9 protein-coding genes and 1 pseudogene are annotated in these 15,191 nt (G+C 41.1%); 5 read left to right on the forward strand and 5 right to left on the reverse strand.

Translation table 11 applies throughout. The annotated features are described in order from the left end of the window. Window positions 1-693 precede the first annotated feature (693 nt). Window positions 694-1,740, reverse strand: coding sequence for a polysaccharide deacetylase family protein (locus AC0L4E_RS17985; RefSeq protein WP_473680730.1), 1,047 nt, complete (start codon window positions 1,738-1,740; stop codon window positions 694-696). 9 nt (window positions 1,741-1,749) lie between these two features. Between AC0L4E_RS17985 and AC0L4E_RS17990 the strand changes: the two genes are divergently transcribed. Further along, entirely contained in the window at window positions 1,750-3,087 is a 1,338-nt protein-coding gene (locus tag AC0L4E_RS17990) for an MATE family efflux transporter (RefSeq protein ID WP_473680732.1), read from the forward strand. A 96-nt stretch (window positions 3,088-3,183) separates the two neighbouring features. After that, window positions 3,184-5,118 carry an alpha/beta hydrolase family protein gene (locus tag AC0L4E_RS17995; RefSeq protein ID WP_473680734.1) on the forward strand — a complete coding sequence of 645 codons (1,935 nt, stop codon included), beginning with the start codon at window positions 3,184-3,186 and terminating at the stop codon, window positions 5,116-5,118. A 154-nt stretch (window positions 5,119-5,272) separates the two neighbouring features. Here the strand turns inward: AC0L4E_RS17995 and AC0L4E_RS18000 are convergent, their stop codons facing one another. Further along, window positions 5,273-7,411 (reverse strand): TonB-dependent siderophore receptor, encoded by a 2,139-nt coding sequence (locus AC0L4E_RS18000; RefSeq protein WP_473680736.1) that lies wholly within the window; start codon window positions 7,409-7,411, stop codon window positions 5,273-5,275. Window positions 7,412-7,942: 531 nt separating this feature from the next. Between AC0L4E_RS18000 and AC0L4E_RS18005 the strand changes: the two genes are divergently transcribed. Next, a complete protein-coding gene (locus AC0L4E_RS18005; protein ID WP_473680738.1) occupies window positions 7,943-9,067 on the forward strand; it encodes a PepSY-associated TM helix domain-containing protein in 1,125 nt (374 codons plus the stop codon). 109 nt (window positions 9,068-9,176) lie between these two features. Here the strand turns inward: AC0L4E_RS18005 and AC0L4E_RS18010 are convergent, their stop codons facing one another. Further along, window positions 9,177-9,767, reverse strand: coding sequence for a prepilin-type N-terminal cleavage/methylation domain-containing protein (locus tag AC0L4E_RS18010; RefSeq protein ID WP_473680740.1), 591 nt, complete (start codon window positions 9,765-9,767; stop codon window positions 9,177-9,179). 207 nt (window positions 9,768-9,974) lie between these two features. After that, the gene (gene nfuA / locus AC0L4E_RS18015) at window positions 9,975-10,553 is read right to left on the reverse strand and encodes a Fe-S biogenesis protein NfuA (RefSeq protein WP_473680742.1); all 579 of its coding nucleotides are present in this window, start codon (window positions 10,551-10,553) and stop codon (window positions 9,975-9,977) included. A gap of 303 nt (window positions 10,554-10,856) precedes the next feature. On the opposite strand from nfuA, the gene AC0L4E_RS18020 reads away from it, so the two are divergent. Continuing rightward, window positions 10,857-13,433 carry a M14 family metallopeptidase gene (locus tag AC0L4E_RS18020; RefSeq protein ID WP_473680744.1) on the forward strand — a complete coding sequence of 859 codons (2,577 nt, stop codon included), beginning with the start codon at window positions 10,857-10,859 and terminating at the stop codon, window positions 13,431-13,433. Between the two features lie 45 nt (window positions 13,434-13,478). On the opposite strand, the gene AC0L4E_RS18025 is transcribed toward AC0L4E_RS18020, so the two are convergent. After that, a complete protein-coding gene (locus AC0L4E_RS18025) occupies window positions 13,479-14,273 on the reverse strand; it encodes a ComF family protein (RefSeq protein WP_473680746.1) in 795 nt (264 codons plus the stop codon). Window positions 14,274-14,329: 56 nt separating this feature from the next. Between AC0L4E_RS18025 and bioH the strand changes: the two are divergent. Further along, a pseudogene (gene bioH / locus AC0L4E_RS18030) lies at window positions 14,330-15,129 on the forward strand (pimeloyl-ACP methyl ester esterase BioH). Window positions 15,130-15,191: the final 62 nt, after the last annotated feature.

Raw genomic sequence — 15,191 nt, forward strand, 5'->3', positions numbered from 1 at the left:
CAACTAAAGCTAGCCTGACGTCCTGTCAGGCTTACGCCATTTTCTTCAACGCATTTCAGCAATTTCAATGGGGAATTGTTGTATCCGCAGGTTCGTTTGACCTAGTTAAGCACGAATAAAAATCTTTGAAGGTTTTGAATGTTAAATTTGAATTGAGGCAAGCAAGAAAATTACGTGAGTCCAGACATGGATGTCTGGCTAGCTTTCGAGGGGAAGGGACGCCCCATCGGAAGCGTTAGTGATTTTTGTAGCTTGCCGAAGCTGGCTAAATAAAAAGTTTAAAGCTGGATGGTTCTCCATTGAAATAATCGTTTTTCAGATTATTTCGTGGGAGCGGCAAGGGTGATGCAAGAGGGGGATTGCTGTTGTTTCCCCTCTTGCTCTGGTGTGGGCGAAGCGCCACGACCTTGATTTGGATTTGGATTTGGATTTGGATTTGGATTTCAAATGATGAATAAAACATAGCCGCAGCAGCAAAATTTTTATAAAAATCAACGAAAAGGGAAATGCTGATGTTTCCCTTTCGTCACTCTTTGTAAAAGAAGGGGCGAAGCGACACGACCTTGATTTGTTTTACTTTCCAGAGAGTAAAACAAATCAACACATAATTAGACTAATCAAACATCAAACATCAAACATCAAACATCAAACATCAAACATCAAACATCAAACATCAAACATCAAACCAAAAGGCTATTCTTTTGGCCAACTTCCATCATTATTGGGTCTCACCCAAGCTTGGGAAAACCAATAATAGCCTTTTTGGGTTTTACTCGGTGCAGTGCAGTTATAACGACTGCGTCCAGCTGGTAAATTCGCTGGTGCTTGAATACTAAACTCAGTTTCAGTCAACCATGTTGGCTTTTTAGCACCTTGCCCTTGAACAAAACACATCACCTGATGTGGGTAAATATCAGTGATATCTAACTCAACTTTTAACTCAGGTCGCCAGTTACCAGAGGTTAATAATGGGTCTGTGACATTTTGCTTAACCACAGGCATATTCAAGCTAGTGAATTTAACCTTTAAGCTATCAAGGTCAGCGTAAGGCCCAGCTACAGGAAAACGAGGTAACGCGGTTAAAATCGAGTATTTACCTGCCGCACCTGATTGTTGACCTAAGCCAATAAAGTCATTTTTCTTAAGAATGTTTTCAACGTCAGCGTTGTACTCACCATACGGGTAAGCCAGCATTCTAACGCTTTGGCCGGTATGCTTTTTAATTTCAGCTTCGGTGTCTAATAAATTCTTTTCGATGCGGTCTAACCATTGCTGATGACCTTCACCATCAAGCTTGCGGTTTAAATGTTCGTGGGCCCAAGTGTGGTTAGCAATCGTCGCGCCGTTTTGCGCAAGTTGATTGATATCATCCCAGCTCATCATCCCTGCATAGCCTTTTTCAATCGGCTCTACCGAGACAAATAAGGTATAGGAGAAATCATGCTTGGCTAGAATCGGCGCAGCAGCTTTAGCAATACTGTCATAACCGTCATCAAAGGTAATCACAATGCTTTTTTCAGCAATGGGCTTATTTTGTTTTATGGCATCTACCGCCTCTGTCAGACTAATGATGGTAAACTCATTATCTGCAAGGTACTGCATTTGCTCTTCAAATTGCGCCGGCGTCACACTAGTACTTGCTGGCGTAGTTTCTGATACATGATGATATTGCAAAATCACCACTGCGCTGGCATTAAATGAGAATAACCACATTAATCCCAAGAGACTTTGTTTTAACATAAGATTCCTATGTCCATAAAAAAATTATTATTTAACAGCCAAAAAAACCGTCAGCTCTTTGCATTAGCATTGCCGATGATTTTATCCAATATCACTATTCCTCTGTTAGGTTTAGTCGATACAGCTGTCATTGGTCATTTATCTGAAGCCTATTATTTAGGCGGTGTGGCACTAGGCAGTACAATTATTACCTTAATTGTCTGGCTATTGGGCTTTTTAAGGATGTCGACAACGGGTCTAGTCGCCCAAGCATATGGTGCTAATGATAACGTAACTCAGCAAAAATTGCTGGTACAAGGTTGTAGCCTAGCACTGATATTTGGTTTGAGTGCGATCATTTTGCAGCAACCCTTGCTTGAGTTTGCCATGTCGCTAAGCCAAGCCAGTGAAGAGGTAAAGCACTTCTGCAGTGAATACGTCAATATTCGTATTTGGTCGATCCCTTTCGCACTATTGAACTTAGTTTTACTCGGCTGGCTATTAGGCAGACAAGCGCCCAAAGCCGCCATGTGGCAACTCATTATCGCCAACATCGTTAATATCGTGCTCGATGTGGTGTTTGTTATCGGTTTCGAATGGAACGTAAAAGGCGCGGCATTAGCATCGGTCATCGCTGATATTTGTGCTTTTACTGTTGCTGCGGTCATTGTTAAACGCGCTCTGTATAAACAAAGTGATTTCAATTTAGGCAAGCTATTCGTCCACCTAAGCTTTAAAGGTTACTCGCAATTACTCAAGCTTAATCGAGATATTTTTATCCGCAGTTTATGTCTGCAAGCCAGCTTTACCTTTATGACCTTTTACGGCGCAGGCTTAGGTGATGACATCATTGCTGCCAATGCTGTGCTTTTAAATCTTTTAATGCTGATTTCCTATGCGTTAGATGGCATTGCCTATTACGCTGAAGCGGAAGTTGGCCGAGCTGTAGGTCAAAAAAACCTGCCTTTACTGCATGATTCCGTATTACTTGCAGGCTACTGGTCAGCACTGTTCTCGTTTGGGTTTTGTTTACTATTCTACTTCGGCGGCAGTGGCATTATCAGCCTACTCACCAGTATTGAGATTGTGCAGCAGCAAGCCAATATTTATCTCATTTGGTTGGTGTTCATGCCACTACTGGCATTTGGATCTTACTTATTTGATGGGGTTTACATTGGTGCAGCCCAAGGCCGAGCGATGCGAAACAGCATGATTATCGCCACTTTCGTGGTGTTTTTCCCTTGCTGGTATCTACTACAAGATTATGGCAACCACGGTTTATGGGCCGCGATGAGCGCCTTTATGCTGTGCCGCAGCGCCTCACTTGGACTCCATTACAAGTACAGTCAGGCTTTTAAGCAAATATAATCATTACATAGGTTTAGGGTGAGTAAAACTGGCTTTGTCCATCTTTTTACTGATAACATGTGTGTAACATATTTATGTTCAACACGGAAAGTTTGAATGAAAAGGATTTTACTTATACTAACAGCATCAATCTTGCTGTTATCTTCACTGACATCATTTGCAGAAAATCAGCAACTCCCCATTGAAGCGTTTGCCAGTATTCCTGATGTCAGTCATGTCACTATGTCTCCTAATGGGACTAAAATTGCCTCTTTAGTCCGTTCTGAAGCTAAAGGAATGGAAGGCACATTAGTCAATATTCTAGATATTGATACTCGTGAATCTTCTTACCCCATTCAAACGGACAATGAAAAATTTGTTATTTTATCCATGAGCTGGGCAAATGATGATTTACTACTCATAAAAGCTAAGTTTCCCGCTGTTCGTTTCGGCACTCCAACCACAGAAACTCGCATCATTAAGTATTCTTTGAGTAAGAAAAAGACTTCTAACTTACTAAGTCGTTTTGGACTTAAAAAGTTTAAATGGATGCCACAAATCCAATCAAATATTATCGATTACCTTCCCGATGACGACAAATACTTGTTACTGGGTACGAATGGCATTGGTAATAAAGCTCAATTTGAATCGGTCATCCAAGTTAATTTAAATAACGGTAATATTCGTTTTGAGCAACCTGCTGAAGCAAACGTTACTGACTGGATAACGGATAGGCAAAATAGAATTCGAATCGGCATATACCGTAAAGAAACCAAATACCGCATTTATGAGCAAGAAGATGCCCACAAAGATAGAAGGATTTTATGGGAGTTTGAAGCTTTCGAGGAAGATCAGGTTTGGCCAATGGGCTTTGCTCAGGATAAAAATATCCTCTATGTTCAAGCTTATCACGAAGGTTTTGAAGCAATCTTCAAGGTTGATTTACGCGACCCTGAGCTTGCTAAAGAATTAGTATTCAGTAAAGAGTTTAATGATGTCGAAGGCTCACTAATTTATTCAAAACTCAAGCAAAAGGTTATTGGTATTGATGATGGCAATGAGTCTGAATATACCTTTTGGGATGAAGAATATATCGGCCTCGTTAATGGCCTAAACAAAGCTCTGCCTGAATACCGCAATTATATAACCCAGTTTAGTGATAATGAGCGTCGATACATTGTGTATTCAACCAACTCAAAAGAAGCAGGCACTTATTTATTTGGTGACCGTGATGCTGGAGAGCTATTTCCGATTGCTTATCGATATAAAAATCTAACACCTGATTTATTGGCTAACACCCAAACTTTATCGTACAAAGCTAGAGATGGTTTAGAAATCCAAGCTTTCTTAACCACACCGTTAGATAAAGAAGCTAAAAAGCTACCAACCATTATCTTCCCCCATGGTGGTCCTATTAGCTATGACTCCAATAGCTTTGACTACTGGACTCAGTTTTTAGCCAATAGAGGCTATGCAGTCCTTAGAATGAACTTTCGAGGCTCTGCAGGATATGGTTACGACTTCATGAAAGCAGGCTTACAAAATTGGGGCCTTGATATGCAAAATGATGTTGAAGATGGCACTCGATGGTTAATCGAGGAAGGCATCGCCGATCCCGATAAAGTATGCATTGTTGGCGCCAGTTATGGCGGTTATGCCGCCCTAATGGGAGTCGCCACGACTAAAGATTTATATCAATGCGCGATCAGCGTGGCTGGTGTCACCGATGTGGAGTATCTGGTTAAATCATCTCGACGTTATAGCAATTTCGATATCGTAAAAAAACAGGTTGGCGATGACTATGATGCGCTTTACGAACGGTCTCCTTTAAGCAAGGCCAAAGATATCAATGTGCCAGTGTTGCTTATTCATGGCGATAAAGACCGGGTTGTTAGGGTTCAACACAGTGAAGATATGTTTGAAGAACTCGAAGATCTTAAAAAACCAGTTGAATATATCGAGCTTGAAAATGGCGACCACTACCTTAGTAACAATGATCATCGAATAAAAACCTTTATGGCCATTGAGGCGTTTTTATCTAAAAATTTATAACCCTCCAGTGATACGTTAAACAATAAAAAAGGCCCTAACGTAATCACAATACGCTAGGGCCTTTCACTATAACTCTGTATTCCCTAGTGCTTAATCCACTAGGGTGTAACCAATCATCTATTAACCAGTTATCTATTAATCATAGGGTTAGCGATTAGAATTTAGTTTCAAATGCTAAGCTGAAATGTCTGCCATCACCTACGGTCACATCAGTGTTTGTACCGCCACCTAAGTATTCAGTGTCGAATAAGTTCTTAATGTTGAAACGAACACTCATGTCGGTACTCATAACTGCAAACTTATATGCTGCACCAAAATCAAAACGAACATAATCATCTTTTACGATGGTGTTTTGAGTATTAGCAAAACGCTCGCCCACATAGATTGCACCAAAGTTTAACGCTATGTCATCGTTTACTTCGTAACGAGTCCAAATGTTTGCTGACCATTCAGGCGCATCAACTGGCGTTTTACCATCAAGTTGTTCTGTGTCTTCTGCGCTTGTTTTGTATTGCGCATCTAAGTACATCATTGAGCTGGTCACGAATACATTATCACTGACTTGACCTTGTGCGCCCATTTCAAAACCGCGGTGATGTTGCTTACCACTTTGAGTGGTAATATATTCATGGTCACCAATTGGTTGGTCAAGTTGTTCACGCACTGTCACGTTAGTCACTGTTGTATCGAACACGGCACCCGTTAGTAATAAACCACCGTCAAAAAGCTCCCATTTAGTACCGATTTCGTACAATTCACCGTATTCAGGGTCTAAATCCATACCGTCATTTACATCATTATCACTGTTAACGATTGACTGAGGTGTAAAGCTTTTCGAGTAGTTAGCATAAATACTACCGTTATGGCTTGGCGAGTAAATCACACCAAGTTTAGGTGATACTGCATAGCTATTTTCGCCTTCACCATCTTTTTTCTGTTCATCATAACGAACGCCAGCTAGAACTTGCCATTCATCATTGATGGTCATTAAGTCCTGAACATAGAAACCATAATGCTTATAGCTTGACTCATACTTAGTTGTATCATTGTTGTAATCTAAATCAGGGCGAGGTACGTTGTCGCCTGGTTTTACTATCTGTGCATCTCCGCTGTCTTTATATTGACCATAGTAATAATCAAGAATATTGGCGCCAATTAATACTTGGTGCTCCATACCAAAGGCATTCACGATACCAGTGAAGTCCATGTAACCAGTTTTATGCTGCCAATCATCATAACGATCGAACGCTTTAATTTGGTAGCCATCAGTGGTTGGGTCCATACCCGACACCATAGTCGGCGATGAATCTAAACGCTGACGAGTAAATGATTGATGGTTATAACCTGTGGTTAATTTCCAATCATCAGAAATGTACCAAGTTAAATCAGCACCTAAGTTTTCAACGTTATTATCAGTAAATGCCCAAGACATATCCCAGATATCTTCGCGATCACCTACTAACTCACCGCTATCATCTAACCAACCACCTCTATCGATGCCAGTTTTATCATCGGTGTAGTCGTATTTAACCGACAACATAACGTCTTCATGTAAGTCAAACTCAAGGTTCAAATAGCCTAAAAAGCGATCACGTTCTTGGTTTTCATCACCATTACCGTCTTGATATTCACGCCAGTATTTTGTGTCTTGCTTAACCAGCACAGTGCGGTAACGAATGCTTTCAGCTTCGTTCAGTGCACCACCAGCATCTAACTGGAAACGAGTTGAACCGTTCTCATCAGTGTCGAATGCAAAATCAAACATAGTGTCATAAGTTGGCTTTTTAGTGACCATGTTAATCAAACCGCCAGGACCTGATTGTCCATAAAGCATGCTTGATGGGCCCTTTAATACTTCAACTTGTTGCAGCGTTTCAATTGGTTGTACATAGTGAGACCACTGCTGCTGACCATTAATCAAGAAGCCGCTACCAGAATCCAGTTCAAAACCACGGATGTTGAACACTTGACGATTCCACTTTTCACTACCGCCAGTCACACTCGAATCATTGACTAATACTTCAGAAAGGTTGGTCGCTAATTGCTCGTCAGTAACAAAGTCAGGAATAACATTCACTGACTGTGGTGTATCCATTAGGTCAATATCACCACGCATCGCGCCAGACGAAGAACCGACTTTATAGTTGTTGAAGTTCATCCCAGTAACCTGAATGCGTTCAATATTTGCAACAAAGCCCTGACTCGTTTCAGTGTCATTTTGTGCTTCTTCAGCCGCTAATGAAGCTGATGCTAAGCCTGCTACGACAGCAAACGCAATTGGTGAAATTCTCATACAAAGTAGCCCTTAATTTGGCAGTAATCGTTAATGAGATGGATTATCATTTGCGTTCAGGTGTTTGTGAAGCAATTTATTTAACAAGAGTATAGAAGTGTGAACAAACGCACTAATGAGAGTAAATCTCATTACGCATGTTGAATAAATATTGCATATTAACTCAAATTAATGTTAATCATTTTTAGCATCAGGCTTAATAGCAAGGCTAACAAAGATCTGTCACATTTCGCTGTATGATTAAAAAACACTATTTAACAACTGAATAACAAGAACCTGACTTTACAATCCAAGCTCACCAAGCTGTCTTTTTCCTTCGAAAAACTAGTTAGCAAACTAAAAAGTGATGAATAATTATTCACTTGTTAATTCCTACCTTTACTCATTAACATCATAAATTGTGACATCAATAGCAATAACTTCGATTACCTCCTGTCTTTACACTTCTTTAATTGAACAAAGAAATGAGATTGATTATCATTTGCGAAATTTTAAGCCATCGTCAATTTTGTCAATAAACAGTGCTGACGATTGCACACATCTATTGGCATTAGCCAAGGTACACCTGAGAACATCAACATGAATGTAGTCCCTGCTTTAAAATGGTTTCATAACTGGGTTGGTTTCGTGATCAGTATTTCGATGCTGATTGTGCTTACCACAGGCGTTTATCTTGGTGGTATGGATATGCTGAAAAGAATGGATGACAAAGGGCAGCAATATGTTCCGTTAACCATTGAGCAAAAAGCCAAGGCAACTGAATATATTTTTGAAAACTACCCTAAGATGGGCAGCGTGCGCTTTCCAACAGAACACACCCCTTACCTTGAAGCGGCAACCCGAGGAGAATCTATCGCTTTTGATAATGACTTCAATGAAATTCATCATCACAAGGTCTCAGAAATCCCACTTTGGACCACTATGTTTTGGCTACACAGAAACTTTTTACTGGGGGATTTTGGGAAATACCTCAATGCATGGGCCTCTATGCTCGGCGGCCTGGTTACCTTAGTGGGAATTTACTTATGGTGGCGTGTACGTAAAAGCTTCAGACTTAAACACAGTATCCCGACTGATACTCGTTCTAGTAGTTTAGTAAAAAGCCATATTCAGTTAGGTCTATTTATATCTGTGCCATTATTCCTACTGTGTATCACAGGCTTTTTAATCACTTATAAAGGTTTGTGGACAGGCGCATTAAAGCATACGCCAGTAGCTGAAATACAATACCCTGTCAGCCAAAAAAGTGATTGGCAAAGCCAACTGCAAACTGCCCAAGATATGTGGCCTGAGTCTTTATTAGTTGCAATAAGCAAACCTAGACAGAGAAAACCTGAGCCAGGCGCTGAAAAACCTAAAGGACCACAAGAGCTGAACTACAGTATTCGTTTTGATACCCATAGCGATGTTTGGTTACGCCAAGCTGACAGCATCACAATGAATTATGAGCAAGGTAAGATTCAGTCAGCCTTATTACATAGTGACAGATCATTTGCTGGAAAAGTCGCGACGTTTGTTAGACCGCTTCACGACGCACTCAACATGCCATTTAAGTATGTCGCATTTATTACTGCCATCGCGTTTATTGGTACTGCGATTCTATTATTCAGCGCCGTGACTTTTTATCGCCGAATCTTTAAAAAGAAACGTAAGTAACCAACTGTTGGGCTACTCCCTTTAATTGGGGCTAATATGTAAACGTAAAAAAGCGGCTTACTGAATCAGTAAGCCGTTTTTATTTGTTTACGCCTTATTTACGATCATATCAATCGTCAATGAATTCGTTGACAGTGCCTGCTACTGAGTCATAAACAATTTTTATTTCTGCTCGGTTTCTACCCCGAGTATCTCCCAAAGTACGCAATACATATGTACATTGCGTCGCACCAGTGCCGCCATCAGCACTATGGCGATATGACTCGAAATCCACATTATCTGCTGTATTTCTGATAGCAACTGAGGGTGGGTCTTCAATCAATGCATTCCACAAATCAACGCAACCTGCCTGGCCTTGCCCGATATTAACAGGATTACCCATTGGGTTGCCTTTCCCGGTTCCTAATGGATAACCGAAGGCATTCATGTCTAAGTCATCATCAGCAAAATCAGGTAAATCATTCATGGCGCCATTTGCACCAATCACTTGCCAACGAGTATGGGAAAAAGTCACTGATTGCTGAAATGATGCCGCGATTGCCTGTACCCGACTGATTTCGGCATCTCGTTTAAGATCAATAAACTTACTAACAGCCACCACAGCCAAAATAGCGAGTACGATAATGACGACTACCAGCTCAATTAAGGTAAAGCCTGCTGAACGTGCCAATACATTGTTATTTTTTATTGAAATAACCACATATCACTCCTGTGTTATCTCTTTAGATTTAACACAAGCTTGACACTGACGAGCAATTCTCTCAACCCAAAGTGCTATATTTATTATCTAAATGGAATGATTTCTGACTATTATGCGGCCCATTCTATTTCCTCTAGGCATAAAAAAACGCAGCTTATGAGCTACGTTTTTATTCCCAATCTTAGTAATTAGAAATCACCTTAGTGATTACTGGTAAGAGTGAGAACCATGTTGATGATCTGTCACGTCTTTAACGCCAGATAGTTCACCAGGGAACATGTCTAATAATTGCTTCTCGATACCATCTTTTAATGTGATATCAACTTGAGAACAGCCATTACAACCACCACCAAACTGAAGTACCGCAATACCTTCTTCAGTGATTTCAACTAGCATGATGTTACCACCGTGGCTTGCAAGCTGTGGGTTGATTTCTGATTGAATCACGTACTCAATGCGCTCTTTTAACGGCGCATCGGCAGCGACTTTACGCATTTTAGCGTTAGGTGCTTTCAGTGTTAACTGTGAGCCAAGTTGATCGGTAACAAAATCAATGCTGGCTTCTTCTAAAAATGGTGCGCTCTTTTCGTCAACCATGGCACTGAAACCAGTGAATGGTAATTCAGTATCATCAGCTTCAACAGCATCAGGTGGACAGTAAGACACACCACATTCAGCCTGAGCGGTACCTGGACTGATGACAAACACACGGATATGAGTGCCTTCAGGTTGATCGGCCAGTAATTTTACAAAATGAGCCTGAGCCGTATCAGTAATGTTGATCATAAAAACTGCTCCGTTGGGTAGTACTTGAGTAAGGACCAACTTAATTAAGAATTACCTTAAATTAAGCTAGTACTTGAGTACTTGAGTAATTTAGTAGGTTTAGCGACATGATACTCTTAGTTGCCTCGGCTTTATAGTCCTGCATGAAGCAACTGTGACAAAAAATAGTCTATTTAGGACGGTTTTTAATGGAGATTTAAAGCTAATCACTTTATTGTTATTGCACGGTTTTCTTTTTATGATCTTGTTTCTCATATGATTAGCTTACATGCCTTACTTGCTCGTTTGTCAGTTAGAACACTGATGACTTTTTTTATCTGTATGCCTGCTTTGGCCTCTGCTAGCGATTTTTCACGCCTAGAAACACGTATTGAACAACGTTTACAAGCTGAAGATATTGATGCCAGCTTGACTCAGCCCGCCCAATACCTCGGCTATCCTTTAGGCGAGTGGCATTTGCGACATGATCAAATTAACCATTATTTACAACAGCTCGCGAGCGAAAGTAGTCGTGTATCCTTGGATTCTGCAGGATTCAGTGAAGAGCGCCGAGAGCAATTAACTGCAGTAATAACGTCAGAAGAAAACCAACGAAACCTTGCTGAAATAATCGAATACCGCAGCAACATCAAATATGGCACCATGCAAACCAAACGCACCAATAGCAATCCATTAGTGGTGTGGCTCGCTTATTCAATCCATGGTGATGAGGCCAGTGGCGCTCACGCCGCCATTGCATTAAGCCATTACCTTGCCGCAGCCAATGAGCCTTGGGTAAAAGAGTTACTCGACAATACCGTAATTTTACTCACACCGACTCAAAATCCTGATGGTTTTGATCGCTTTTCAAACTGGGCTAACAATAATAAAGGCAAAGTTATTGTCACTGACAATAACCATCGCGAGCACAACCAAGATTGGCCAGGTGGACGTTTTAATCATTATTTAGCAGATTTAAATCGCGACTGGCTATTCTTGCGTCATCCAGCATCACAAGGCCGCGTTGCTTTTTTCCATAAATGGCAGCCCCACTATGTGGGCGATTTCCACGAAATGTGGCATCAACAATCTTACTTCTTCCAGCCCGGTGTACCAGACAGAGTCAACCCGTTAACCCAGCCTGAAAATCAGCATTTATCTAATGAATTGGCAGACTTTCATCGCAAGGCATTAGATGAAGTCAAACAAGTCTATTTCAGCGGCCAAATGTTTGATGATTTCTTCTATGGCAAAGGATCAACTTATCCCGATATTAACGGTGCTATCGGAATTTTGTTTGAACAAGCCAGTTCTCGCGGTCAAGCACAGGATTCTCCAAACGGAGTGGTGACTTTAGCAGACAGTATTGATAATCAATTTGCGACTTCACTGTCTAGCCTCAAAGGCGCTCACGCACTGCGTAAAAAGTTAATGGCTTATCAAACTAACTTTTTCTCTAGCAATGTTAAGCGATTCCGTGATGGCAAACAGTCTGGTCGACTAGTAAAAGCCCATAATGGTTCAGCACACATTAATGAGCTTGTCAGTATTCTTGAGCAACATAAGATTAGTTTTAAATATGTCAGTAAATTAATTGAAGATGATGGCATTAATTTTACTCCTCAAGACAGCTTATTTATTCCTAACAGCCAGCCACAGCATGATTTACTGCAAGCTTTATTTGATAAACGTACAGAATTTAAAGATGAAACCTTTTATGACATTTCCACATGGAATTTTGAATCAGCATTAGGATTGAGCGTCGTCAACAAAGCCAAGCCTAGTGCCAAGTCTTTATCTGACAAGCCCACATTTAGCGTCGCTAAATCAGCTTACCCAGCAGACAGTGTCGCGTTGATAATCGATTGGCAGCAAGCTGCAGCAGGACCAATGCTACAACAGCTATTAAACCAAGGTGTACTGGTAAAATACGCTCAAAAGCCGTTTAGCCTTTATCCTCATAAAACTGCAGCCTCGAATAAAATAGATAATAAAAAACAGCCGACTAAACTTGTGGCAGGCAGCTTACAAATTCCGTTAAAACAACAAAACTTTAGCGCGACTGAACTTGCTGATATTGTTGCTAACGCCGCACAAAAACACCAAGTTAATGTCATCGCTTCTGCAAGCTCACATACCGCAACAGGGATGGACTTAGGCAGCGATGATTTTATCAAGATTAACCCCGTCACCCCATTGGTGATAACCGGTGCTGACACCAATGCCTCAGAAACCGGTCAAATCTGGTACTACCTTGATAAAACCTTGGGTATTCCCACAACCATGGTTAATACAGAGCGTTTAGTCTCGCTAGATTTATCCGCTTATAGCCATATTTTTATGGCAGATGGCCCTTATCATTTGATCAGTGATGCGACCTCAAGAAAGTTAGGCAAATATGTCACTGAAGGCGGCACCATCGTGGCGCAAAAAAGGGCATTAATTTGGCTTAATAAGCGTAATATTTTAAATTCTGAACCGAAAACAAAACGTGAGTTAGCTAAACTGTTTAGCACTACGGGAATGGATTTTGGCGACCAATCAAAACTGAAAGCACGTCAATCAATCGGCGGGGCAATTGTATCGTTAAAACTTGATACTACTCACCCTGTGGCCTTTGGTTTACCAAACCCGCTGCAGGTAATGAAAAATCGCGAAATTAGTTTTAACCTCACTTCGACGCCATTTATTGTGGCAGCTGAATACGAGAATGATCTGTTAGTGAGTGGCTTCCTTGCTAAAGAATACCAACGCTCGTTTGCTAATACGCCAGCTATGATTGTTGAATCTAAAGGCAAAGGCAAAATCGTCGCGTTAACTGACAATTTGTTATTTAGAAATATTTGGCTGGGTTCAGAAAAGGTCTACGCTAACGCACTGTACTTTGTACCAACGATCTAAGCCATACTTAATGATTAAGACTAATGCTTATAACAGTCCTAATGATTATAACAGTCCTGGTGCTTCTGCTCTGGCTAAGCACCAGCATTGAACATGTACATATTCAGCAGCAAACAGTTTACTGATTTCATTAATCGTGGTGCCTGTAGTTACAACGTCATCAATTAACGCGACTCGCTGATAAGGTATTTTCTGGGTTAACTTAAAGGCATCTGCGCAGTTTAAGCGCCTTGCTTTACCATCTAAACCCGCTTGCGCTTGGGTATCAAGATGTCGTCTGAGTAAAGTATCATCCAGCTTAATTCCTAATTGTTGACTCAGCGCATTAGCAATCAACCATGCTTGATTAAATCCGCGGGATTTTAAACGATTAACATGTAATGGCACAGGAATGATCACCTGTGGTAATTGGATAATATCCCTTGCAACCAAATCCATCACCCGAATAGCCAACACCTGCACTAACGCATGCAATGGGGCGCACTGTTGCTGATACTTTATCGCTGAGATTAACTCACCTAAGCCTTGATGATAACTGCAAGGGGCGATCACCATTATCGGCTCACGCCGCTGACATTGACCGCAATATCGCTGCAGTATTTGAATACCTTTACCGCAACCTAAGCACACTTCATGCTGATATAAGCCAGCGATAAGACAATATTGGCAGATACCTGTTTGCGGCTTTGGTTGCTCAAATCGTTGCAGATTGTTTTGAAGCGACCTGTAATGAGGAATATCTTGGCGACACAACAAACAGCGGTTCGGCAGGTTGCGTAAAATAGTGTATTTAATGGCGCGTAAGCCTGCATAGCAGGCTTGTGGGAGTTGCCAATCCATATAATATCCTTATCCTGTATGGCAATTACCCCATTAATCAACCCAAAGAGAATCCTGTGCAGTCCAATTTACCAAAGCTAGATGTTCATACTATTGGTGAAGGCCAAGACCTTATTCTGCTGCATGGTTGGGGGTAAATTCTGCCGTTTTTCATCCATTACAAACGGCGCTTAGTGAGTATAGAGTGCATTATGTGGATCTGCCGGGATTTGGTGGCAGCGAAGAAAATAGCGGAGATATTAGTGCTTGGGCTGCACAACTTGCCGAACAATTACCTAAAAATGCTATTTGGCTCGGTTGGTCATTAGGCGGATTGGTTGCCAGCCAAATTGCCATTAATCATCCAGAATCTGTCAAAGCATTAATCACTGTCGCATCATCGCCATGCTTTATGGCACAAGAGGCGCAAACAGGCTCAGAGCATGTGACCTGGCCAGGTATCGCTCCCAAAGTTTTAGCCCAGTTTTCCGATCAACTTAATGTGAACCTAGCCAAAACGGTCGAGCGATTTTTAGCAATACAAGCTATGGGCAGTGATTCAGCTAAAGCTGATATTGTCGCGATTAAAAAGTTAGTGTTAGCCAAACCATTACCGAGTCAGACAGTACTCGACCAAGGGTTAGGTATGCTACGGAACGTTGATTTACGCACTCAACTAAATAATATTCAGCAGCCATGGTTAAGAATTTGGGGTAAATGTGACAGTTTAGTACCAAAAAAGATCCCAACTCTTTTACCTAAAGCAACAAGTATAAAAGACGTTATTCACAATAAAGCATCCCACGCACCGTTCATTTCACACCCTCAAGCGTTTTTGGATGAATTACTACCATGGATCAAAAAACAAGCAACTTAACCCTATAAAACCACTTGCTAATTGACTATAATTTAAACGTTATTAGTCATTGCTTAAGTGAG

The sequence above is a fragment of the Shewanella sp. GJ50-10 genome (assembly GCF_055808815.1).